General features: G+C 37.3%; 14 protein-coding genes. 5 read left to right on the top strand and 9 right to left on the bottom strand.

The window, feature by feature from the left end; translation table 11 throughout:
- Nucleotides 1–163: 163 nt before the first annotated feature.
- Nucleotides 164–1,861, top strand: coding sequence for a S8 family peptidase (locus EPA86_RS16575; protein WP_140605503.1), 1,698 nt, complete (start codon nt 164–166; stop codon nt 1,859–1,861).
- Nucleotides 1,862–1,960: 99 nt separating this feature from the next.
- The gene (locus EPA86_RS16580; RefSeq protein ID WP_140605504.1) at nt 1,961–5,116 is read left to right on the top strand and encodes a ligand-binding sensor domain-containing protein; all 3,156 of its coding nucleotides are present in this window, start codon (nt 1,961–1,963) and stop codon (nt 5,114–5,116) included.
- A gap of 23 nt (nt 5,117–5,139) precedes the next feature.
- Here the strand turns inward: EPA86_RS16580 and EPA86_RS16585 are convergent, their stop codons facing one another.
- The gene (locus EPA86_RS16585; protein ID WP_140605505.1) at nt 5,140–8,130 is read right to left on the bottom strand and encodes an ATP-binding protein; all 2,991 of its coding nucleotides are present in this window, start codon (nt 8,128–8,130) and stop codon (nt 5,140–5,142) included.
- Between the two features lie 1,056 nt (nt 8,131–9,186).
- Here EPA86_RS16585 and EPA86_RS16590 point away from each other — a divergent pair.
- Nucleotides 9,187–9,480 carry a hypothetical protein gene (locus EPA86_RS16590; protein ID WP_140605506.1) on the top strand — a complete coding sequence of 98 codons (294 nt, stop codon included), beginning with the start codon at nt 9,187–9,189 and terminating at the stop codon, nt 9,478–9,480.
- Between the two features lie 73 nt (nt 9,481–9,553).
- Here EPA86_RS16590 and EPA86_RS16595 read toward each other — a convergent pair whose 3' ends face one another.
- The 8 genes from EPA86_RS16595 to EPA86_RS16630 all read right to left on the bottom strand — a co-directional run bounded on the left by EPA86_RS16595 (nt 9,554) and on the right by EPA86_RS16630 (nt 24,288).
- Complete coding sequence (locus EPA86_RS16595; RefSeq protein ID WP_140605507.1) at nt 9,554–15,790, bottom strand: collagenase; 6,237 nt, start codon at nt 15,788–15,790, stop codon at nt 9,554–9,556.
- 932 nt (nt 15,791–16,722) lie between these two features.
- Complete coding sequence (locus EPA86_RS16600; RefSeq protein WP_140605508.1) at nt 16,723–17,139, bottom strand: hypothetical protein; 417 nt, start codon at nt 17,137–17,139, stop codon at nt 16,723–16,725.
- A gap of 372 nt (nt 17,140–17,511) precedes the next feature.
- Entirely contained in the window at nt 17,512–18,345 is an 834-nt protein-coding gene (trpA, locus tag EPA86_RS16605; protein WP_140605509.1) for a tryptophan synthase subunit alpha, read from the bottom strand.
- The gene (trpB, locus tag EPA86_RS16610) at nt 18,345–19,568 is read right to left on the bottom strand and encodes a tryptophan synthase subunit beta (RefSeq protein WP_140605510.1); all 1,224 of its coding nucleotides are present in this window, start codon (nt 19,566–19,568) and stop codon (nt 18,345–18,347) included. The genes trpA and trpB overlap by 1 nt, the downstream gene beginning before the upstream one ends.
- Before the next feature lies 1 nt (nt 19,569).
- Complete coding sequence (trpCF, locus tag EPA86_RS16615) at nt 19,570–20,991, bottom strand: bifunctional indole-3-glycerol-phosphate synthase TrpC/phosphoribosylanthranilate isomerase TrpF (RefSeq protein WP_140605511.1); 1,422 nt, start codon at nt 20,989–20,991, stop codon at nt 19,570–19,572.
- Nucleotides 20,991–22,007, bottom strand: coding sequence for an anthranilate phosphoribosyltransferase (trpD, locus tag EPA86_RS16620; RefSeq protein ID WP_211664957.1), 1,017 nt, complete (start codon nt 22,005–22,007; stop codon nt 20,991–20,993). The genes trpCF and trpD overlap by 1 nt, the downstream gene beginning before the upstream one ends.
- Complete coding sequence (locus tag EPA86_RS16625; protein WP_140605513.1) at nt 22,007–22,636, bottom strand: aminodeoxychorismate/anthranilate synthase component II; 630 nt, start codon at nt 22,634–22,636, stop codon at nt 22,007–22,009. Before EPA86_RS16625 ends, trpD begins: the two co-directional genes overlap by 1 nt.
- Before the next feature lie 2 nt (nt 22,637–22,638).
- Complete coding sequence (locus EPA86_RS16630) at nt 22,639–24,288, bottom strand: anthranilate synthase component 1 (RefSeq protein WP_140605514.1); 1,650 nt, start codon at nt 24,286–24,288, stop codon at nt 22,639–22,641.
- 393 nt (nt 24,289–24,681) lie between these two features.
- Here EPA86_RS16630 and rnm point away from each other — a divergent pair, with 393 nt between their 5' ends.
- Nucleotides 24,682–25,575 carry an RNase RNM gene (gene rnm / locus EPA86_RS16635; RefSeq protein ID WP_140605515.1) on the top strand — a complete coding sequence of 298 codons (894 nt, stop codon included), beginning with the start codon at nt 24,682–24,684 and terminating at the stop codon, nt 25,573–25,575.
- Nucleotides 25,576–25,613: 38 nt separating this feature from the next.
- Nucleotides 25,614–26,234 (top strand): L-threonylcarbamoyladenylate synthase, encoded by a 621-nt coding sequence (locus tag EPA86_RS16640; RefSeq protein ID WP_140605516.1) that lies wholly within the window; start codon nt 25,614–25,616, stop codon nt 26,232–26,234.
- The last annotated feature ends 11 nt before the right edge of the window (nt 26,235–26,245 follow it).

Consider the following 26,245-nt stretch of genomic DNA (forward strand, 5'->3'; position numbering starts at 1 on the left):
AATTTTGTATGTTTATTGTTGACATGAGTGGGTGTAAATCGGTAAGTTGAATCCAGTAACTTAAAATTTACTTAATTTTTACAATTGTATATTTTCTACGAGAAGATACATGCGTAATAAAAGTGAGATAAGTAAATTGGTATACTTACCATAGGGGAAAAATATGTTGTTTGAATCTTATAAAAGATTTGTAAAACCTTTAGTCATTTTAATAATTATAAGTTTAGCAACAGGAAGTTATATCTCGACAAGGATTAGTGAACAAAAGAATACCACTCAATCGTATATTATAAGTGCCAAAGATTTTTCTTTGTTAAAAGAAAGTGTTGGCTCATTGTCACTTACACCGTCTCACGAACTACCCATAATTAACGCTTTGGCAGTAGAACTAACTGCACAGCAATTATCTTTATTAGAAGAGAAGGTCGCGCTTTATGCTACGCCTAATTATAAAGTTGAGTTAGCTTATGCTAATAATGGTTGGCGAAAAGGTCAGCGACGCTGGCAACCAAAATCAGCGGTAAATGATTTTATTGATGCAACATCTGCTCATCAAGCTAGAAATTTTGGTGATGCAGTCACAATAGGCTTTTTGGATACGGGTTTAGATCAACTATCAGGTTTATCAACAGATTTATACGGTAATGATAAGGCTTGGGGCACTTATGATGCGATTAATAATACTCTACATAATTATGATGATGAAGCGAACGGTCATGGTACACATGTAGCGAGTATTGCAGCAAATAGTGATTTTGATATTTATGGAAAGTTATACGGTGTTGCACCCAATGCCGCTTTAGTTGGTATTAAAGCTTTCGATTATGAAGGTAAAGCAACTTATGCTGATGTAATTCGTGGTATAGAGTGGGCTGTCCAAGTTAAAGATCAAATCAACTTACGCGTGCTAAATATGTCTTTTAGTGGTCCAGTAAGGTCACTTTACTGGCAAGACCCGTTGAACCAAGCTGTTATGAAAGCTTGGCAATCTGGTATTGTTGTTGTTGCCTCTTCGGGTAACAAGGGGCCTGAACCTATGACGGTAGGTGTACCAGGTAATGTTCCTTACATTATTACGGTAGGGGCGATGACCGATTTTTATACAGAATCACAAACTCAAGATGATAAGTTGGCAAGCTTTAGTTCTGCTGGACCTACCCCCTCTGGTTTTGTAAAGCCAGATATTTTAGCTCCAGGTGGTCATTTGTCTGGTTTAATGTCATTAGATTCAGAAATTGTTACACAACACCCTGAGTTTCATGATGGTGGTCGCTATTTTGAAATGTCAGGAACATCGCAAGCAGCTGGTGTTGTTTCTGGAGTTGTCGCTTTAATGCTAACAGATAATCCAAGTTTGACTCCTGATGATATTAAATGTCGACTCATGGACAGCGCTTATCAAGCGTTAGATACTGATGGAAAACTTGCATACAGTGTATTTCAACAAGGTGCTGGTTTAGTTAATGCAAAAGCAGCAATCGAAAGTAGTGCGAATGGTTGTGCAAATCAGACCTTAGATATTGCTAAAGATTTAGCTGGTGAAAATCACTATTATGGTCCAGCAAACATAGATGAAAAAGGCAATTTTTATATTGAAGGTTTAGGTGAGGAATACGTTTGGCAGCATAGTCAAAAGTCTATCGATGGAAGTGGCTTAATATGGAAGAATCACTTTGTATCTGATGGTCTAATTTGGAAAAACTCTGCAACCACAGATGGACTTATTTGGAAGAATAATTTTGAAACCAATGTGTTAGTTTGGGATGAAAAAGCACTTGTAGATGGTCTTATATGGAAAAATAGTCTAAAAGCCAATGAAATAGCAACAATTGCTGTTAATCACTGGGTTGAACAAGAATAATGGTGTAGTTTTATTATAAAAGCCACTGCTTAAAGTAGTGGCTTTTTCATTTATTATCGTACGCTTTTTATATCCACTTTTCTGTTTTGGTAATCCCTTGTGAAAAAAATTTTTATTTTTCTACTTCTGTGCAATCAAAGCTTATTTGCTCAAGAGATAAAGTTATTTAAACGTTTTAACGTAGATAACCCTATGTCTTATCTATTTGTGAGAACGTTAGCTCAAGATAAAGATGGCTTTATGTGGATAGGTTCTCAAGAGGGCTTGCATCGATTTGACGGATATCAATACCTGAGCTTTCATCACGATGCTAATTTAGCGAGCTCATTAAGTTCTAATGTTGTTAGTAGTATCCTTATTAATAAACGAAACGAGCTTTGGGTAGGAACTCGTGGTGGAGGATTAAACTTATATCAAGAAAAAACTCAGGATTTTTTGCACTTTTCAACGAAAAGCAAAAGCTTGCCGCTTTCAAATGATAGTGTAAATACATTATATGAGACAAGTGATGGAAAGCTTTGGGTTGGTACTGATAATGGCGTGAATATTATTTACCAAAACCAAGGTAAGTGGCACGTTAAGAAAATCCAACAAGAGATAGGGCAGGTTAATAGCTTATCTCATAACACTGTACATGCAATAACCGAAACAGATAGTAAACAAGTACTAGTAGGAACCAATGGTGGTGGCGTCTCTATATTTGATGAAAATGGAGATTTTTTAAGGACATTAACATACCAACAACAGGGTAAAAAATTAATAAATGCTCAATTTATTAATGCGTTATATTCAGATAAACAAGGTTTTATATGGGTTGGTACTGTTGATCATGGCTTAATTAAATACAATCCTCGCGATAGAAGTCATAACCATTATGTGTTTAATGAAAATGACAGCCACTCGCTGATTAGTAACACTATTGAAGATATTTTTCAGGACTCTAGTGGGCAAATCTGGATAGCTACTGACAAAGGAGCATTAACTTATAACAACCTCAATGATAACTTCTATAGGTATAATCATTCACCGACAAATCCTTATAGTTTAAGTAATGATTTTACTTTAACATTTTTTGAAGATAGTAATAATTTAATGTGGATTGGCACTATGACTGGTGTAAATCGATGGGATGCTAATATGACTACATTTAAACAATATAGCGTTCAAACTCACCCACAATTACAAAACGATAATATAACTAGCTTTGCTCAGGATAATGAAAGTTCAATAATATTTAGTACATACAGTGGTGGAATATATAGATTATCGTTAGCAGATAACCAAGTGTCCCGTATGAACTTTAATGGTTATTTTTCTGAGTTACGTATTATGACTTTATTTCAGGAAGGACATAACTTATGGGTAGGGACAAGATCATCTGGCTTGTTCAAAATAGATTTAAAGAGTAAAGCTATTAAAAAATATAGCCATAAAGAGAATGATCAATCATCAATTTCAGCAAACAGTATTACTGATATTTTGAAAGATAATAATGGTAACGTCTGGGTTTCAACTTTTCACCAAGGTTTAAATAAGCTAAATGCGGATGGTAGCTTCACTCGTTATACTCAAGACAAAGAGAATATGGAGCTCGGGCCTAGTAGCAATCATATTTTACACTTACTTCAAGGGAAGGAAGGTAACCTTTGGCTTGCTACATATGGTGGTGGGCTCAGTCAATTAGATTTAAATACTCTAAAATTTACTCATTTACGTCATGATGAAGCAAAGGTTGGCAGTATTTCCAGTGATTTGTCTTGGTTTATGTATCAAGATAAAGAGGCTAATTTGTGGGCTGGAACACAAGCTGCAGGCTTAAATATATTGAAACAGCAGGATATAATTAATAATCGATTATCTTTTCAATATTTAGACACTAAGGATGGTATGAAAAGCCGCACAGTTTATGGAATATCACAAGACCCTAATGGCTATTTATGGTTTAGTACTAATAAAGGTATATCTCGCTTTGATACTAAAAGTCGGCGTTTTAAACACTTTGGGTTAAGCCATGGTTTAATTGATTTGGATTTTAATCACGGTTCTATTTTTTCTAGTATGAATGAAACAATATATTTTGGTGCTGGAAAAAGCTTTGTAAGTGTAAACCCTAGTGATATTGATGGCTCTAGGCAAGCGCCAGAAGTTCGGTTAACAAATATTTTGAATCTTAATGAGCCCATGACCTTTAATGAGAGGTTAAGTGATATATCGAGTATTACTTTTGGTTATAAAGATCAAGTAATTTCATTTGAATATGTAGGATTGAATTATGCAAATCCAGAATCAACACGTTATAAGTATAGGTTACTGGGTTTTGATCAAGAATGGGTTAATGCTGACAAATTAAGAAGGGCAACTTATACCAATTTACCTCAAGGAAATTATCAGCTACAGATCATTGCTGGTAATAGTGATGATGTCTGGAGTAAGCCATATCAATTAAATGTAGTTATGAATCCAGCGCCATGGAATACATGGTGGGCTTATTTAATCTATGTTTCAATTATCGCGTTTATCATTTTAATGTACTCCCGATTATTAAATCGTAAATTATTGTTAGAGCAGCAGCAAAAATTGTTATTAGAAAAGCAAGTAGAAGAAAAAACACAAGAGTACTTATTAAAAAATACTGAACTCGAACATGCTAATAAGCAATTAGAAAAAGCGGCAACTATAGATAAAATTACAGGGGTCAAAAGTCGTCGTTACCTAGATATCTATATTGAGCAAGCTAGCCAATTAATGAACAACATTCATCAAAATTTGCTGCCTGTACAACGTAATATTTTGCCACGACTCTATATAATTATGATTAAAATAGATCAATTAAATAATGTGACGAATAGTCAATTGGTTAACTTAACCGATCTATTATTATATAGTCGAAATCCTGATGATCTGGTTATTCGTTGGTCTACTGATACTTTTGCTATTATCGGTTATGAGAAAGAAAATAATGCTGCAGAACTATCTACTAGGTTAACTAAGCGTTTAGAAGATATTTTTGAAAAGCAAACAACGGTGAGTATGGCTTTTTCTTTTTATCCATTTAATCGAGAACAACCTGTCGATATCTCGTGGGATCAAGTCAATGTTATTATAGAAATGGGATTAAATATAGTTCAGCAAGATTCTAGTTTGTCTTGGTTAGGTTTTTGTGAACCCAAAGAGCAACCTTTTAATTATATGGACGTATTAAAGGTGAATAAGGTAAATGAGTTAAAGCAGCACATTTTAATTAAGCAGGGGTAAGCTTAAATTAGCATTATTTGGCTTTATGCAGAATCTATATGCTTTTGTTGATACTGCTTTGGAGTACAGCCAAAACTTTCCTTAAAACAACGGCCAAAGTAGGTTTGTGATGAAAAGCCCACATCAAGAGCAATTCGACCTATTTGTGTACCGTTCTTTAATAAATCTTGTGCCTTCCTTAAACGAAACTCTTTAATAAAGTTATTCGGTGTTATGCCTAAGAGTACTTTTATTTTTCGTTGAAGCTGGCGTTCACTCATTGCCATTTCTTTAGCTAGGTGAGATATTCCAAGCTCAGTTTCTGTATAGGTTTTAGCTGTGATTGCTTCCAATTTTGATAAGAACTGCTCATTGATTGAATCAGCACTTGTGTCATTCTCTAACAAAGACTCAACATTTTTATGAGATGTTTCTTTTCTTTCTTCTTTTTGTGTATTAGCAATTTTTTGTTGGAAGTTTTGCAACAGCTGCTTTCTATTTTCGATTAAGTTATCAATTCTTATTAAAAGCTCTTGTTGATTAAACGGTTTACTCAAGTAATCATCGGCATGCAAATTTAATCCGTGTAATCTACTTTCAAGATCTGACCTTGCGGTTAATAAAATAATAGGGATGTGTGATGTAAGATCGTTTTCTTTTATTTTTTTCAGAACTTCGAAACCATCTATGCCAGTAAGCATAATATCGCAAACAATTAAATCGGGAAGATATTCTTCTGCTAGGGTGATACCTAATTCACCGCTACTTGCTAATAAACAATGATGCTTTTGCTCAATAACCTGCTTAATATGACTTTGCATGTCTAAGTTGTCTTCAATTACTAATATAACTTGTTGAGAATGATCTGTTTGCTTACTGATTTGTTCTTTCTGTTCAATTAATAAAGAAGACACTTCATTTTCAGAAATGCTGATAGGAATTGAGAGCTCTTCTGTTGCAGGTTGAGCGCAAGGAATAGAAAGTGAAAACTTACTGCCTTGGTTATATTCACTGACCAAATTTATACGCCATTGATGTGCTTTCACTAACTCATTAACTAATGACAAGCCGATGCCAACACCAAATATTGCATGGTTTTTATCATCATCTGCACGTTGGAAACGATCAAATATCTTGGCTTGAGAGGCTTTATTTATGCCAATTCCAGTATCAATCACATCAATAATAATGGTGTCTTGGTCTTGGTAAGCATTAACTTTAATTTGACCACCAGAAGGTGTGTATTTAATAGCATTTGCAAGTAAGTTAAATATAATTTTTTCAAACGCTTGGGCATCACACTCTAACCACAGATTATCTTCGATATTGGCTTCATAAGTTAAATTGCTTTGTATCGCTAATCTTGAAAATGAATCGGATGGCATAGACATTAAGGTGTTAAGTCGATAAGTAGACATACTTAATGATGGGTTATCGGTTAGACGTGATAATTCAAGTAATTGTTCAACCATGCGAACTAGTCTCAAGCCATTACGCTTTGCGGTAGTGAGCTCTTCATTTTCTTCTTGAGACTTTGCAACCATTAAATAACGGTCAAGTATACCGTTAATAATAGTTAATGGAGTTCGAAATTCGTGTGATATGTTAGCGATAAACTTATCTTTAAGTTCAAGTGTTTGTTGCTCTGCTAGTTTTCTCGCTGTCAGGTTAATAAAAGTGATAACAACTAATGGCTGCTCTTGTCTTTCTGCCCATTGTAATTCTACCTGAACGGGAAATTCCGAGCCATCAGTACGTATAGACGTACATTCAACTGATATGCCATTCTCCTTTCGCTGTAATGCATACACATTACTTTTAAAGTTAAAGAAGTAATGCATTTTATCTTCAGGTGAAAATAATTTTGCGATGTCAGAGCCTAGCAATTCTTGCTCTAAACACTGAAATATTTGCACAGCGGCTGGGTTTGCAGAAAGCACAGTACCTTTTATTGTACTGGTCAAGATTGCATTGTTGGACGCATTTACTATTGCTTTATCTTCACTATTAATCAGTGAATTTGTAAGCTCATCGTTTAAAGACTTTAGGGAAGATTGCTCTTGATTTAATGTATTAAGTTGTTGTTTTACTTTTATGTAAAGTTGTTTCTTACTACGTAAAATGTAGGTGGTTAATATAATCGCTATAAAGAGCCAGATAGCAATTAGGCTAGCTTGAAAGTGACTCTGTGCAATATAAAACAGTGAAAACTCAGTGCCCACAATATGCACAGTTATTACACATACTGATAATACTAAAATATATAGCTCTGTTAAGGGCGTTTGCTTAAATGTTGGAGGGTGTTTGTGCTGAGAAAATGATAGGTTTGCGGCAAACATTAATAAGCAGTAGGGTAAAAACTGTACAGTGCTAATTATTAGCTGATTATCATTAGTGATTTGATAATACTGAAAGAAGTTTTCAACTTCCCCCATGAGAATAGCGATTGAACCTAAAATTAATAAGCCATAAGTTTTATACCAAAATCTATGCTGACTAGTCATTGCTAAAATACATAATCGAATGATTATGAATAAAGTCATACACAGTTCAAAAGTTATTGATGGTAAATGTGTTTGGTATTTTTGCTCAGAAAACTCAAATGGCATGAGTATGAAATAACAAAAACAAAATACAGAGAAACATATTGCAGGAACCTTGCCTCTAATATGCTTGTTTTGAGATTTCCCTGATATATGAGGGCTGCTTTCAATGGCGAGTATAATAAAAAAGTAGCTGAGTAATGTTGTAAAGTCATCAAATAGCAGAAAATGTGACGATTGATTATGTTGACTAAGTACAGAAGGAATTGATGCCGAAATAATGGCTAGGCTAAAAAATTGCCAAAATTGCTTTAAGCTTCGAGATTGACTGTGTTTATAAGCCAAAATAGAGAATATGAAGCTGAGCAGTTGAACTAGCGATATTGCTATGGGTTTTACAATACTCGTAGATGCATTAAAAAAGTAATCGTAAGGGAGAAATGTGAGAATTAATGCAACGATTAACGTGATTTTTTTTAGAGTTAACTGCAATTTTTAAACCTAAGTAAAGAGTCATGAATACTGTTAAGTTCAATTTATGAACTTTTTATTTCTTATTATTAACTTACTATACATTATTTTAACAACACTGCAGTTTATATGAGTTTTTTACGATGTATTTTTTAAATATAATTTCTGTTTTTCTGTAAACCGTGTAAGACATATCGCACATGGTCGTGAGATATATTGGCAATTCATGCTGATATTACGAATGTGGTTTTCTGTATCTTTATGTTATTTAAAGTTATTTTGCGTTGTTCGTCATGTTACATTTAAATTACAAACAAGTCATTTTAGCAAACCTACTTTTAGCTTTTTGAAATAGGTGTAATATTAATAATGTCAGGACGACATGGAGCAGGGGGCTTTATTATGAACAAGGATTTGCTCGCAGGAATACTTGCTTAGGATAGGCAAGAATGGTTTTAGGATAAACCATGAAAGTGGAAATATCAAAGGATTGATATAATAAGGATGTTGAAAGGAAACGAGGAAAATCAAAACAGGATGTTTTGTTAAGGGAACTTTAAGGACAAAGTATAGTGGCAGGATGTTGCTAAGGGACGATATAAACATGGATGTGGGTTGATTAGGAAGATCAACGTCAGGAAGACAGTAGTAAAAGGACAATGAGAGGACTCATTAGGATAGACTAAGGATAGTTATTCAAGGAAGAAACGAGAACACCATATTTAGTGCAGGACGCACGATATAAGCTAGTATAAAATGCGGCTCACTGAGCCGCATTTTTGTTTCTGAAATTTTTCAACGTATTTTCACTTTTTAACAGCACATCTAAATATTTATTACACTATTATTTTAGATTTTTAGTCATTTCTTTATTTTATTAAGTTGCTTTTTATTTTTAATTGAGTAGCTTATTCAGGGGGTTATGTTTAGCAAATATGCTCAGTTAAGTATAAAGGTGCTGTTATATTGGCTGAGCAATTCATTAAATAGAAATTTATTCGTTCAGGACAATAGATGTATCTATCCTTGCAAAAAATAGCTAACACTTTACTACCAGTAAAAGGAGTTATGCTAATTATGATAATGAGCTTAATTGGTTTTATTGGATATCAACTTGTGATTAATACCCCTGGTACTATGCAAAGCCATTTGCTGAAGGTGTGTTTATTATCATTGTTATGGCTTTTATTGTTTTATACTGTCATTTTGACTTTTTCAGGTGATGTACAAAGCGGGATTAAGTCAACAACTTTGTTTGGCAAGTTAAAAGCAAAAATTGTCAGTTTTACTCAATGGTTACTCACAGTGTTATTTATTATGTTAACTATCGCTACTTTATTAATAACTAGTCGTATGGCAAATGTGATTTAAACTAAGCATAAAAAACCCAACATAATGATGTTGGGTTTTTAGTGTTAAGTTATTACTTATTAGATAAAATTTATTATCTTTCAGTAACCCTTAGTTCTACACCACCAAATTCACCATCTAAAGTGATGTAGTGCCAGTAAACATCCGGATTTAGCTGAACTTCTAAGCTATCCCAGTTTCCATCACCGTTAGCGTAACCGTCATTATCTTGTGCTGTTGGCCAGCCATCAGCTTTAAACATAATGTCAGCATTCCCCCAGCCGCCTGTAGTACTTAATCTAAGACGAGTAGATAATCCAGCTTCGTTACGGATGAAGAATGATGCGCGCCCACCTGAAGAATTAATACATTCAACGATTTGATTCGTTATTAAGGTTGTATTCTCAGGGTCATGAGCATTTTCTGCTACGTTAACCTCACAGGGTGAAAAGTCAGTACTAATCGTTACTGGTTCACCGGCCCAGTTACCAGCGGTACCTGAAGCAGCTGAGTCTTCATCATTTGGACCAAGCTCAACAATATTGCTTTCGCCTAATACCACACCATTTATTAACCAGTCATTAAACTCGTTATCGTAAGCAGTGCCAATATTATCCATGTAAGTTTGGTACTCAGGGTATTGTCCTGTACGCGTTAAGCTAAGAATTTGATTCACATCATTTCTGTGATTCTCAAACATAAAGCGAACAGCTAAGTAACCCCAGCGATAAATACGTGTTTGACCTGAGTTGTAGTCATTTTTGAAGATTTCAGATAATGCTACATCCTGTGATTGACCTACAGAAATTGCATAATCATTACCATCACCTTGAGAAATGTATTCACCTAAACCTTCAGACCACCATACAGTATTGACAGTCATACCAAGTTGGAAATCACCGTATAAATCGAAACGACCATCTAAGTAATGCACATATTCATGTTGTAGGTTCCAAACATGGAATTCAGGCTTAATCCACTCGGCTTCATACGCAATGAAGCGTGCTTGGTTCTTCTCGTTAATTGGCGCACCTTCTAAGTACATACCACCATTGTTGGTATTGATACCGAAGAATTGACCTGCATAAGTTTGGTAATCATCTGAAGAGTCGAAAATAACTAATTCTAAAGATTGGTTATTATCGTCAGCTACTGGTTGATAACCTGTACCTAAGATTTGATGGAAGTTAGTTTCTTGACCGCCTAATACTTCGCAAATCCAAGCAGCTTGATCGTTATACATATGTTGCGCACGAATCTTAAGACTATCTGAACACTTATAGTTAAATGCTAATGTTTCTGCTTCTAACGTATAAGCGAAACCACAGATGTTATAATAGCCACAGTCAGCACGGTCGTAGTAATCAGACATGCTAGCTGCTTTAATCCATAAGCCTCTAGTGTCATCATCTTTGCTAGTACTATCAAGTACGGCTTTTACTAGTGACTTAACACGTGGGAATAACTCATCGATATGATATAAGCGAGACATTTCGTTTACAGCATTTAATAAAACATACTCAGCATCAGTACCAATCATGTCACGGTTAGTGTTTTGGAAGTCATATAAAACATCTAAAATACTGTCGTCAGCAATAAATATAGCTTTCATTGCATCATCCCATTGAGCACGGAACAACGTAGTGAAAACAGCATTTGCAGCAGCATTCATGTTAAAGCTAGATTTCCAATCAGCATTGTAATCAGTTAAGACTTTAATTGTAATATCATTAAAATCTGCACCTAATCCAGCTGAGTCAACTGTTATAAGTGACTCTTTTAATACACTACCATTAGCTTCACTTGTGATCCAAGCATTGCCATTATTAAAAAATGCACGTAATGCTGTCTTAATTGTTGCTTTTACAGCGCTTGTGTATTCAGGTACGTCATCTGGGTGTGAGAATGAGACATAGAATGAACCACGTAAGAAATAGAACAATGATTCAAGACCTGTAGTGTCTTCACCAGTATATGACGGAGCACGGCTATTAATTGCATTAGCAATGGCTAACATATTAGCTTCTGAGTAGATTTGTGTCGCATCAGAACCACTAATGTTATAGATAGGGCTAACATTTTGTGGGTGAGAAATAGCAATACGCTCTACAAGTTCATCACCGTTTAACCCTAAGAAGCGAGTGGCATCTGTTGGGAAACCATCATCAGGGATTTCATTACCACCGCCTGTTGTTGGGAATTTGGTTTTGTCTGTAGCAACTAAGAAGCTTACTTCATCAGCATCACCACCGTTAGCGTCTAGTAAAACATATAACCAGCCTTTGTTTGCTGTAAGAGTTACAGACTCACCAGTACCTGTGCTTGTTGATACGTTTTCGTAGTTACTTGTTGATGCCCATGTTTCACCGTTAGTGTAGATAGCTAAATCAGCTGTACCACCTGCAGTAGACATGGTTATTTCAAGGTTATCACCTGGTACAAAAATGTAGTACGAAGAAGAACCTGAAATATTAACACACTCAACTTGGTTAAAGGTTAACTCTTGTTCTTCTAAAGTGTCAGCACCACACATACCTGGGTTAGTCGGTAAGGTAGGAACATTTGGATTAGTGCCGTCACCAGAACCATCGCCAGAGCCGTCACCGTCGCCAGAACCGTTACCAGAACCGTCGCCAGAACCGTCACCAGAACCGTCACCAGAACCGTCACCAGAACCGTCACCAGAACCGTCACCAGAACCGTCACCAGAACCGTCACCAGAACCGTCGCCAGAACCGTCACCAGAACCGTCATTCGCTGTGAATGAGTCAGCATCAATCACGTAAGTGTTTACAGCTTCAGTTAATACCGCAACACCTAAACAACTGTTATTACTATCAGCAACCATTAAACGGTCACCTTGTGCCCAGTAATCAGCAGTATAGCTGTCACCGTTGTTCAAGGTTTGGTAGTTGTTATCTAGGTTAGGTTCACCAGTTGTTACGTCTACCCAGTAAAGATTTACTGGTGTATCTGTGGTGTTAGTGATTGAGATTTCAGCACCATCAGCAGAACGTGTATAGGCGTTAGTTAGGTTACAGCTACCAAATGTATTTGCAGCAGGAATTACTTCAACAGTTACCGCATCCGCAACCATAGCTGCATCAACGTCATAGCTATTAGAGGCTTCAGTTAATACCGCAACACCTAAACAGTTTTTATAGTTGTCAGTAACTACTAAACGATCACCATTTGCATGGTTTGATGATGTGTAGCTTTCACCTAAACCTAATACTTGTAATGGGTTAGTGTAGTCAACTTGACCTGTTACACCATTAATAGCGTATACAGTTACTGGTGTATCTGTTGTATTCGTTAACGTAACACTTGCTGAAACGCTGGTATCATTAGCGTATTGGTATACTAAATCACAGCTACCAAACGTATTTGCAGCAGGTAATTCTTGTGCAGGAGGAGGTGTAGCTTGTGTATTTGCTGCAACCCAATCAACAAAGCCCGTACCATCTGTTTCAGCTACTTCTAATAATGCTGTTTGATATAGTGAAACATCAGAAGAACGTAGAGCTTGCGCAAGAGTTGCTACAGCATCAGGACGTTCAAGTCCTAGATATTGCATCGCAAAGTAGCTCCATGGATATAGATTTGTGAAGTCATAAGTTGCGTACAACACACTGTAAAGCGATGGGATATTTTCACCAATTACACTGTCTAAGTTACGTTTGTAACCTTCACCGTTAGCCATATATTCAGCCATACCTTCAGCCCATGACGTAGTATTGTCATGATATTGGAAAGCACCATATAAATTGTAACGACCATCTAAGTAGTGAGTATATTCATGCTCAAGGTTATAAACATCACCTTCAGCGGCACATGAGTAACCAACCCAACTAGCAGGACACTGCATTGCATGAAAACGTGCAACATTACCATTTACTGAAGGATCGCCTTCTAAGTAAATACCACCGTTATCGGTATTATGACCGAAGAAATCATAACCATATTGCTCATAATCTTCCGGAGTTGCATAAACAACAACTTCTAGCTTAACGTTAGTATCATTAGCAACAGGTTGGTTACCTGTGTTGAAGAAGTTATGGAATTTATCACCAACAGCTGCCATTTTTTGACATGAACTATCTAATTGCGCTTGCGTCATTGCTTGTGCACGAATAGTTAAGTCAGCGGTACACTGATGAGTGATTGTTAATACGTCGTCTACTTGTAAAGCAGGTAAGCAGTAATCAGCTAGCGCATCATTCGCATCACACGTACGACCCACGGCTTCAAGATACGTTGTACCTATTTCACGTTTTGCTGTTTCAACTGAGATATCTGCAATAACACTGTTATAAATTTCAATAACGATGCTATCGATACGCTCTTTGGTTGCATCATCAGCAATATTGCTAACATGACCTAGTGCTAAGAAGATATGTGCTAAGATCCATTTCTTATCACTATCAGCATCCCAGCGTAAATCTAAGCCAGTCTCGCCTAAACCGTATGTACGTAATGCAGAGATAACTGAAAGCATATTATTATCAAAAGCAGCATCTAAAACACTATTTGATTTTGCTTCCCAAGCCATATCATACACAGCTTTTAATAACTGATGTGTGCTATAACCAAAGTTATCATTCGCATACGGGTTAGTTAATTCAGAGTAATATTGAATTAAAGCTAATAAATGTGGAATGTGCTCTTCGAAAGCATCACTTGCTGGAGACAATGCTAAGTTTAACATTGCTGTAGCATAACCTTCTTGGATCAAACCGGCAGGAGCTTCAGTTGAGTGGAAGTCAGTCATTTTCGCAACTGCATGTAAAGCATTGCTTAAACGAGTTACTTCGTCAGTAGTGAAATCATCCGTAGTACCATTGAACGAGTAGTTTCTTAAGAAGTAAACTAACTGATCAAGATCTGTACTAGTAAGGTCATCTTGTGCGGCTAAGAAATGAATAGCATCTGCAACATCACCAATTGGATCGTCTGCTCTGCTAGCAATAGCTGCCCAATCAGCCCATGAGCCAGCAATAATTTCATTTACTACATCTGCAAATTGACTTGATGAAGTTAATGTTGGAGCTGGAATAGTAACAACGACATTTTTATCAATAACTACATAATCGTCACTCCCGCTGTCGCCACCGCCAGTATCACCACCACCGTCACCACCGCCAGTATCACCACCACCGTCACCACCGCCAGTATCACCACCACCGTCGTTAGTGTCATCCGTAACACTGAAAGTAACTTGATCGTTGTTACCGAAAATACTGATGTATAAACGGCCAGCATTGGCTGTTAATGAAATACTTTCTTCTGTTGTACCTGCAGTTGCTGATGAAGCTATATAGGCATTATCATATGCCCAACCGCCAGTATTAACGTAAAGATCAGCTTCACCTGTACCACCCGTTGTACTGATTGTAAGGTTAGTGCCATCTGCTTCTACATCTAAGTAATGGTATTGACCATTACCTGAAATACACTCTGTTTGGTTAAGTGTTAATGGGTAGCCTGTGGTTGTTTTGGCACCACACAAAACTGGCTCAGTCGTGTCACCACCACCGTCACCAGAACCGTCACCAGTTCCATCATCAGAGCCACTATCACCATTTAAGCTGAAAGTAACGCCTTGATGATTACCCATTAATGAAATATAGAAGGTACCAGCATTTGCTGTAACGGATAATGATTCTTCAGTACCCGAATTTACAGAAGATGCAGTATAGCTGCTACGTGTGGCCCAAGAGCTAGAGTTAACGTAGATATCGGCTTCACCTGTACCACCTGCCGTAGTGATGGTAAGCTCAGTACCGTCTTCTTCGATTTCAGTACTAAAGTATAATCCGTTACCAGAAGTACATCTTACTTCACCCAATGTTAATGTTGCATTTTCACTGCTAGGGTTTGAGCAAGGTTGTCCATCACCTGTGCCGCCGCCGTTATCATTGTTGGCGTTTGCATCTTTAACGTTAAGTGTAACTTGTTCATGGATACCAAAAACACTGATATACAAGCGACCAGCATGGGCTGTAACCGTTAGTGATTCTTCAGTACCTGAATTGTTTGTACGTTGAGTGTAGCTAGAGCTTGAAGCCCAGCCCGACGTGTTGACAAGAATATCAGCTTCACCAGTACCACCTGAGGTAGTAATTTCTAGTTCAGTGTTATTATTTTCAACATCGACGTAAAAATATAGACCGTTACCTGAAGTACATTCAGATTGGCCGACAGTTAGCGCACCACCTGTTGTTGTGGTGCTACCACAGAGTGGGGTATCACTTGCCTGAGCACTGTGTGATGCAAAAGCACCTGCTACAGCAATCGCGGTAAGCAACTTTTTAGCGACAGAATGTGTCATATAAGTTCCCGTTTTTTTACTAAGGGATAAGTTATGCAATACCTATCCGTTAATTTATTATTTTTATGTACTTTTGTGAGTTTCCTCTTTAACCGATTAATATCGATTTGCTAGAAAAGCGCTAGCATTGCATTGGTTACTAGTTAGCTGCTATTACCTTTCTCTTATGTGAAGGTATTAATTAGAAGCGACTAATTACTGGAAAGTAGTTGCATCCTACAGACAGTTCCCAGCTTAATTCTTTTAATATCCATATGAAGAAGCAGTAACGGAGAGGCTTCTTATATTGCTACAAAATGTAACTGAATATTATTATTGTATGCAATATATTATAAATAATATTAATTGTATACATGCTGCTTATAACTTTTGCTATTTTTTTGTACGATTTTCCTGTTAAGTGAAGTGGGGATTTTCAAATTAATAAGAAATTCAATTGATTCCGGTCTTTTTTGATTGATTTGACTTAATTCTTTTAGGATTGTTAGGATTAATAGTATAAATATTGTTTATATGTAAAATGAACTTCCTTACGTTAATTTGCTGTTTTTAATGTTGCAAAAATGTATATGTTTTTTGTGTTTTTTGAGTGATTTTTATTGTTGGTTTTAAAAGACAGGAATCTTTATATCTAACTGTTATTAGAGGTTAAGTTTTTAATGGACTGTTATTGTTTTGTAACTACGGCTAAAAAATAAAAATGGAGCATTTATACCATTTAGCATAAAGAGGTGATCACTTTCTTATACAGATTGGTTTCATACTAGTTAAATGAATGTGTATTGGTCTATGTTTCAAGAGTTTTACCAAAATTATTTTAAGAAGTGGTATTTTTTGTAGAAAAGAAGCTTGTTTAATATGACTAAAGACAAAACTGAAAAGCGAAATAAAAAGCTAACGGCAGCTAGCTTTTTAAAGAAGAATTTCGTTTTTTAGCCATTAGGCCCTACTGGTGGTGGTACATCGCTACCACGTTTATTTGAGGAATCTGATTCATGACCATGTTGATGGGCAGAATGATGGCTCGTTCTGTTACCATTTTTTCTAGGTGCTGGTGCAGGCGGAGGTGGTGGTAATCGTTCACCTGTCTCAGGGTTAATTTGTTTGCCAGAGTCATCAGCATAACCGTGCTCTACGGGTAAAGCTGCATGATTGACACTGGTGTTGTGTCTTGGCGGCGGCAAAGGCTGAGAGCTTTGATTTACTGGTTTCTTTGCTTGGGTTGAAACGGTTGTACTCGTCTCTTGTTTTTTTACTGTATTTTCATCTGAGTTGTTCACGCTATTAATAATATATGCACCAGATGCAATCACGAGTATTGCTACAGCAATAGATTCTAACTTTGTCATAAAACCTCTTTATAAATATGAACAGTTTTTTATTAAGCTAGCATGCTTTTAATCAAGGCTCAATAATTAAGCAGTTAAGAAAAATACTTTAAATTCTGTTGCTTACAGAGTAGTGCTCTACTTTGTTTAGTTAAAGTATATTGTATTCAATAGCTTGGGCTGAATTTGGTTTTTCTCAATATGCAAAAATATTTCTTAAAAAAACTTCACGAATAGCAGTTTTGTGCAAGGGAGAATGACATAAAATTGTCTTTGGAAATGTTTCTAGATAGAAAATGAGGAGTAAATAATTACTCCTCATTCGTTTAACGAGTTTAGTGTGCTTTATAAATAGATTCGTTAAGGTGTAATAATTTACTTATTTTGCCTCTATTACAAGCAAGCGGCTTTCATGTCACTTACAAAAGTTGATAGTTCAACTAACATTTGTTCATTATTGTTTAGATTTTCCTCGATGATCTTAACCACAGCAGAGCCACTGATTGCACCTGCCGCACCAGCCGCTAACGCGTCTTTTACTTGGGCTGGAGAAGATATACCAAAGCCAACGATTGGTGGTGCTGCGCTGTATTTCTCAAGAGAGTTTATTAATCGTTTGGCAGATGATTCAGGCGTTAAAGCACCACTATCAACGCCAGTAACACCTGCACGACTTAGAATATAAGTATAGCCAGCACCAAATTCAGCAACATGCTTTAAGGTTTCTTCGCTGGCGTTAGGCGGAGCGATAAAAATCGGGGCAATATTGTGCTTCATTGCTGCTTCTCTAAAAGGTTTACTTTCTCTGATAGGCACGTCGGCAATCAGTACAGAGTCGACACCAGCAGCACTCATATCTTGGTAGAATTTTTCAATACCACGAGCAAAAACTAAGTTACCGTAAAGCAATAAACCAATTGGAATGTGCGGTGCATATTCTCTAACTTGTTTTAAAATATCTATACAAATATCGGTATTAATACCGGAATTTAATGCTCGAAGACCTGCCATTTGTATGGTTACACCATCAGCACTTGGATCAGAAAAAGGAATGCCAAGTTCAAGTGCGTCAGCGCCAGCGTCAATTAAGCTTTTAATAATGGCGAGTGATTGCTCTGCATTAGGATCGCCTATAGTAACAAACGGAATAAATGCTGCTTGATTTTTCTCTTTGAGCAAGTCAAAGGATGCTTGGTAGCGTGCGCCCACGGTTTTATTTGTTGTCATTATACTTCTCCTTGTGCAGAAAGTACTGTGTGTACGTGGGCCAAGTCTTTGTCACCACGACCAGAAAGATTCACTAAATAAATGGTTTCTTCTGTTGCAGCTTCAGCCATTTTTAAAGCTTGTGCTAAGGCATGGGAAGACTCTAATGCAGGAATAATTCCTTCATTTTTAGCTAATGTTTGAAAGGCTGTTAATGCCTCATCATCATTAATCGGTACATACTGTGCTCTACCTGTTTCTTTTAAATGAGCATGTTGAGGGCCAACCGCAGGATAATCTAAACCGGCAGATATTGAGTATGACTCATTTATCTGTCCATATTGATCTTGCATGATATAGGTGTAATTACCGTGTAACATACCTTTACTGCCAGCTGCTAATGTTGCGCCATGCTGGTCAGTATCTATACCTTTGCCACCAGCTTCAACACCGATCAATTTAACGTCTTCTTCTTTAATGAAATCTTGGAACATACCAATTGCGTTTGAACCGCCACCGACTGCAGCGATTACGTAATCAGGTAACCGTCCTTCTTCAGCCAAAAACTGTGATTTAGCTTCAATACCAATCATTTTCTGAAACTCTCTTACTATGGTTGGGAACGGATGAGGTCCTGCGGCAGTCCCCAATAAATAATGAGCATCTTCATAATTAGCGGACCAATCTCTTAATGCTTCATTTACGGCATCTTTTAACGTACCAGAGCCGGCAGTCACAGGGATGACTTCAGCGCCCATTAGTTTCATTCTAAAGACATTAGGTTGTTGTCTTTCACAATCAACAGCGCCCATATAAACGCGACATTTTAATCCTAACAGTGAACAGGCGATAGCTGTTGCTACGCCGTGCTGTCCAGCACCAGTTTCGGCAATGATTTCGGTTTTGCCCATGCGTTTTGCAAGTAAGGCTTGCCCCAATACTTGGTTAGTTTTATGTGCGCCACCGTGCAGTAAATCTTCACGTTTTAGGTATATTTTTGCTAATGGGTTTTTAACGATATTGCGACAGCAAGTAAGCGGAGTAGGGCGACCAGCATACTTGGTTAATAAATTATTAAATTCAGTGAGAAAGGCTTCATCATTTTGTGAATCCAAAAAAGCTTGCTCTAATTGCTCCAATGCAGGAACAAGAAGCTCACCAACGAACATACCGCCAAACTCGCCAAAGTAGGCAGGCAATGTTGTTTTTTCTGTACTCGTAGTTTTATTTGTATCGTGTTGCATATTAATAATTCCTAATGTGAGTGAAAACGGTTTGGAGTTTGTCACTCGATTTTATGCCTGGACTCGTTTCAACACCTGAGTTGAGATCTAAACCAAACAAGTCTAATTCAGTTAATTGGTTTAAGGCTGAGTCAATATTTTCTTCGTTCAGCCCACCAGCTAATAAGCTATTTGATAAATTTTGTGCTGTTTCAGCAAGTGTTTGCCAGTTAAATGGTTTGCCACTACCTGGCGATTTACCATCAAGTACATGATGCTCAACTTTCTCGCTTAACGTTGGTACTTGTTCAATTACAGCATTAGCTTGCCAAATTTGGCATTGCTGTTGATTATTATCATTCAGTTGTCTTCTTAAACTCGTGATGTATTGCTCATCTTCGTCCCCATGTAATTGCACTGCAGATAAGTTAAGTGTCTTAACTAAATCAACAATGGCTTGACGTTGATGATTTACAAATACACCGACATATTCTAATTTACTGAGTGATTGATCATTCACGATCTCAAGAGCTTGATTTTGTGTGACGCATCGAGGAGATTTTTCAGCGAATATTAAACCACCATAACGGGCACCAGCATTGGCTGATTCGTGAGCAAATTGTGCAGCAGTTAAACCGCAAACTTTGTTATTCCCAAAAATAAGCTTTCTACAGGCTAAATCGATATCATTGTATGGATTATTATCCATTGCCATTAATGAACTACCCACTAAAAAACCATCAACAGCAGGTGCGAGCTCACGTACTTGTGCGTTAGTATAAATACCTGATTCAGAAATAATAATACGGTCATCAGGTATGCTGGGAGCAAAATCAAAAGTACGAGAAATATCAGTACTTAAATCTCTTAAATTACGATTATTGATGCCGATAAGCTTTGCACCTAAATCAATTGCTCGAAGCTTTTCTTCTTCATTAGATATTTCCGTTAAAATAGCCAAGTTATATTGCTCAGCCACTTTAGCTAAAGCAAGGTATTCCTCATCGCTTAGCACGCTTAACATAAGTAATATCGCATCAGCCCCATAATGCCTTGCAAGATAGACTTGGTAAGTATCAATAAAAAAGTCTTTATTTAACACAGGACAAGAAACGGTATTACAAACAATTTGCAAGTAATCAAAAGTTCCTTGAAAATATTTTTCATCGGTTAGTACCGAAATGGCTGAAGCATATTTATCATAGGTTTGGCATATACTTTTTACATCAAAATCAGGCCTGATTAGCCCTTTAGAGGGAGAGGCTTTTTTACATTCTAAAATAAAGCCTGCTTCAGGTTTATCTTCAGTGCGACGTAAAGCTTGGTACATGTCCTTTTGAGTGGGCACTAGCTCATCAATAAAACTTTCAAGGGGCTTAGTTTTTTTTAGGGCGTCAATTTCAATACGCTTATCTGCCACTATTTTTTGTAAAATATTAGCCATTATTGTGTTGCTCCTTCATTAGATAGCGCCACTAACTGCTCTAAAGTCTCTAAACCTTTGCCTGAAGCCAGCACTTGGCTTGCTATTTCTTGGGCAGTTTTAAGGCAATCTGCTTTGCCATGTAAATAAAGTAATGAAGCACAGTTAATCACAACGGCAGCATTGTGTGCTGCTTCACCCTTGCCTGATAAAATCGCTTTAATAATGTCAGCATTTTCTTGCGGCGTTCCGCCTTTTATCGCTTCTAGCGGATAACTATCAAGGCCAAAATCTTCTGGCGTGATGGTGCGCTCAATAAGCTCGCCTTGATCAATTTCAATTAATCGCGTTTCTCCGTGTAAGGCGATTTCATCTAAGCCACTACCATGCACAACAAAGGCACGCTCTACACCTGTTAGTAATAAAGCCTGGGCTATAGTTTGTAGTAAATCAGGAGTGTAAACGCCTAATAACATCACTTTAGGCTGCGCTGGGTTAACTAAAGGGCCAAGGATATTAAACAGTGTTCTAACCCCCATTGCTTTTCTAACGGGCGCTGCATGTTTAAAACCAGAATGATAAGCAGGTGCATATAAAAAGCATAGGTTGGCTTTAGCAAGACAATTACTGGCTGTTTCAGGCGTCATCATTAAATTAACCCCAAAAGCTTCAAGTAAATCAGCAGAGCCAGACATACTTGAAACGCTACGGTTACCATGCTTCGCCATTTTTATGCCACAGGCTGCTGCTAAAATTGCAGCCGTTGTTGAAATATTAATAGTGTTTGCACCATCTCCGCCTGTACCAACACAATCTGATACATGTTCTACTTGCGCTGGAAAACTCGTAGCGGCTTCTCTAATGGCTACTGCGGCACCCGCGATTTCTTCGGGAGTTTCACCTTTAATTTTTAAAGCGGTTAGTACGCTGCCTAATAATGCAGGTTCAATATTACCGTGCAATACCTCTCTAAAAAATGTATGGCTTTGTGTCTGAGAAAGGTTTTTACCGTCGATTAATAAATTTAAAGTACTCATCATACGTTCTCTGTGTTTAAGACTTGGCTGATTTTATGTTGCTTTAAGTAATCAATACTTTGCGCCAATAACGTTGAGCCGAAGGTGGTTAAAATAGATTCAGGGTGAAATTGGTACGCTAATACGCCATCATCATGATGGCAAATAGCCATAGGCATTTGCTGGAAATGAGCAATAACATCGAGTTGCTTAGGAACATCGATACCCACTAGTGAATGATATCTAGCTACTGGCAGTGGATTAATGATATTAGTAAATGCACCTTCTGCGTTATGTTCAATTGATGAAGCTTTGCCATGAACTATTTCTTCCGCGCGGCCAACTTTGCCACCGTAATGTTCAATTATCGCTTGATGACCTAAGCAAATACCTAGCATAGGGACCTTACCTGCGCAAAGTTTGATAAGCTCCATCAAACAACCTGCATTTTTAGGCTCGCCCGGACCAGGTGATAAAACTAGCATCACAGGCTCATTAGTCTCTTTGATATGTGCCGTAATTTTTCTGAAAATAAATTCAGCGCTTAACGTATGTCGGTAAACTGTTGGCTGATAGCCAAGGCATTGAAATTCATCAACTAAGTTATAAGTAAATGAGTCTAAGTTATCTAACATAAATAATTTAGTCATGATTATTTCTCCTCACTTATATCTTGTGCAAGGCAGCTAACTTTTCTAACGTGTATTGTTTGGTTAGCACGAGCAATTGCTGATATAACCGCTTGCGCTTTTTGACGGGTTTCATTGGCTTCACTTTGTGGATCAGAGTCATAAACAACGCCAGCACCAGCTTGAATTTGCGCAATATTATCTTTTACAAATGCTGAGCGAATAACGATACAAGTATCCATATCGCCTTGTCCTGTCACATATCCTACAGCGCCGCCATAACTACCGCGCCTTTTTCCTTCAACTTCTCTGATCAATGAAGTTGCTTTAACTTTAGGGGCCCCCGAAAGGGTTCCCATGTTCATACAAGCTTGATAAGCATGTAGTGCGTCAAGGTCGGTGAGTAAGGTGCCACAGACTCGTGATACCAAATGCATGACATGGGAATAACGATCTACCTTTAATAAATCTGCGACATATCGAGTACCTGCTTGGCTCACTCTGGCTATATCATTGCGGGCTAAATCAACCAACATAATATGTTCTGCTGATTCTTTTTTATCTTGTCTTAGTTCGAGCTCTATTCGGCTATCTAAGTCTAGTGATATGTCGCCCTGAGCCTTAAAACCGCGAGGTCTGGTTCCGGCGATAGGGTAAATTTCTACTTGCCTGTTGTGTTGTTGATATTTAATGGCAGACTCAGGTGATGCGCCAAAAATACAGAAATCTTCGTCCTTTAGGTAAAACATGTAGGGACTTGGATTACTTAATTTTAATGCTTGGTACGATAATATGCTGTCAACACAAGGTAGGGAGAAAGTTCTTGATGGTACAACTTGAAAGATATCGCCTGCACGGATGTTCTCTTTTAGCTGTTCAACAATTTTGCAAAAAGCTTCATCACTAATATCCGTATCTATCTTATCACTCGGTTGAGCCTTACTATTATCAAATTCACATGTTGAAGTAATAGGAGTGGCTAACTGTGATGCGATTGTTTGGATTCTCTTTTGCGCTGCTTTGTTTATACCTTCACTGACTTGTTCACCTTCATTTATAAATGAATTGGTTATTATCTCAGTAGTTTCCAATTCATGATCGATAACAACTAAAGTTTCAGCTAAATAATAAACAAAATCAGGGCAAGTATTTTCACCGTCTTTAACATGAGGAAGTATCTCAGCAACAGACATCATATCAAAGGCAAATGCACCTCCAAGGAATACTGAAAAAGGGTGGTGGTGCTGGTTTTTAACCTGCTGAAATAAGCGTAAACTTTCAAAGGGGTTTGTCGCCTTAAGGCGAGACATTTCATCAAGTTCATCAGGTATATGAGGGAAGATGGCGGTAAATGCTTTGTTATCTTCACTACAGCTTAGTGTTGCTTTATCCTGTAATTGTGTCTTTGCAAACTCTAGCACTAAATTGCCATTAGTTGTTAGCGCATGAAAGGTTACTTGGTTGCCATGACAAACGATTTTAACCGCTGCATTGGTCAGTAGTAAGCTTTTTAGTAAGTGCTTTTTATCTATTTCTGCAGATTCTAATAATATATTGTTACTGTGGTCATGACACAATAATTGATATACAGCGAGCGGATCTGCTTGATAAGGGGCACTGTCTGTTGTTGTCAGTACAGATAAATCCGTTAGATTATGTTGTGTGTTACTCATGTTAATTCTACTTTTTATTGGTGTTAATTACGTATGTCATCCTGCATAAATGGGCAAAAGCCACCAAATAAACCAAGTTTTTGTTTTGTTCATGTTAATTCCTATTATATATGTGGGCGCTTTAAGTTAACTCACGCTATTGTATACAATTTTTTTATGCTAAACGTAAAAAACCCGCTGTAAAAAGCGGGTTTTTTGAAATTTTTTCTGATTCTATCTAAAACTTAGATACAGCAAATATCACAACCCGTTATATAGAGTTATGCCACCACCAATTTTTTGTTGCCTTAGCGTTTACTACACTAAAAGAAAATAGTTTTGCTTGTATCATTATATTGCTCTAATCAGTAAACTTACCATCTTAGTAAGTTATCCCCTATAGAAGACAATATTATGGCTTTGCTGTCAACCGTTGATTTTCCACACACCATAAAAAAAACGGAAGGTTTTTCTCATGGTCGCATTGATTTGCATAGTCATACCCACTGTTCAGACGGTGAACTTTCTCCAGAGGCCTTAATTGATAGGGCTTGGAACTATCAAATAGATGTTTTAGCTATCACTGATCATGATACAACCCAAGGTCTTGATATAGCTGATGCTTATATAGAGGAAAAAAATGTTCCACTTAAGCTAATCCATGGCATAGAAATTTCTACGGCATGGCATGGGTTTGAAATTCATATTGTTGGTTTAAATATTGATAAAAATGATGCGACGTTAAGGCAATTAATTGCTGAGCAACAGCAGGCCAGAGTGAATCGTGCAAAACAAATTGGCGAAAAATTAGTGAAATGCGGTTTTGCAGATGTTTATGAAAAGGCTTTATTGCTCGCGGGTAAAGGCTCTATAACACGCGCGCACTTTGCTAAAGTGTTATATCAACAGGGCCATGTATCAACGATGCAAAAGGCATTTGATAAATACATCGGTAAAGGACAAAGAGCTTTTGTTAAGCCTAATTGGTGCACCATTGAGCGGGCAATTGAGGTAATACATCAGGCGGGCGGTACTGCCGTTATGGCACACCCCATTCGCTATGATTTATCGGCAAAGTGGTTAAGAAGGTTAATTGTGCAATTTAAAGATGGCCACGGGGATGGTTTAGAGATTGTTTTGCCACAAATGAATCAACAACAGAGGCAAACAATGCTAAACTACTGTTTAGAATATAATTTGCTCGCTTCTTTGGGATCTGACTTCCACCGCCCCAATAAATGGAGTGACCTAGGCCGTCATTTAACCTTACCTGATGGCGCAATTCCTATATGGAAACAGTGGCTTTAACCATTGTTATTAATCATGAGTAGTATTAAGGATTTTATATGAGTCAGTTTTTCTATGTTCACCCTGACAACCCTCAAGGTCGTTTAATGAAGCAAGCCGTTGCCATATTAAATCAAGGTGGTGTTATCGTGTATCCGACTGATTCAGGCTATGCTTTAGGTTGCCACTTGGGTGATAAAAAAGCGTTGGAGCGAATCTGTCAAATCCGAGATATTACCAAAGAGCATAATTTTACCTTGGTGTGTAAAGATTTATCGCAATTGTCTGAATATACGCGCGTTGATAATAGTGCATATCGATTATTAAAGAATAATACACCAGGGGCTTATACCTTCATATTTAAGGGCAGTAAAGAAGTTCCTAAACGATTACTGAATCCTAAAAAGAAAACCATAGGTATTAGGGTACCTGATAATAACATTGCTCAAGCCTTGTTGGCTGAACTAGCAGAGCCTATAATGTCTACTAGTTTGATTATGCCTGGTAAAGATATGGCTGAATATGACCCTGAAGAAATCAGAGATTTATTAGAGCATCAGGTTGATCTTATTGTTAATGGTGGTCATTTGGGGGAGCACCCAACGACGGTCATTGATTTTTCAAATGATACGATTGAAATTATCCGTGTTGGTGAAGGGGATCCTTCACCATTTGAGTAACTATAGTTACC

This window comes from Litorilituus lipolyticus, assembly GCF_006439335.1.
In the GTDB taxonomy this organism is placed as follows: Bacteria; Pseudomonadota; Gammaproteobacteria; order Enterobacterales; family Alteromonadaceae; genus Colwellia; species Colwellia lipolytica.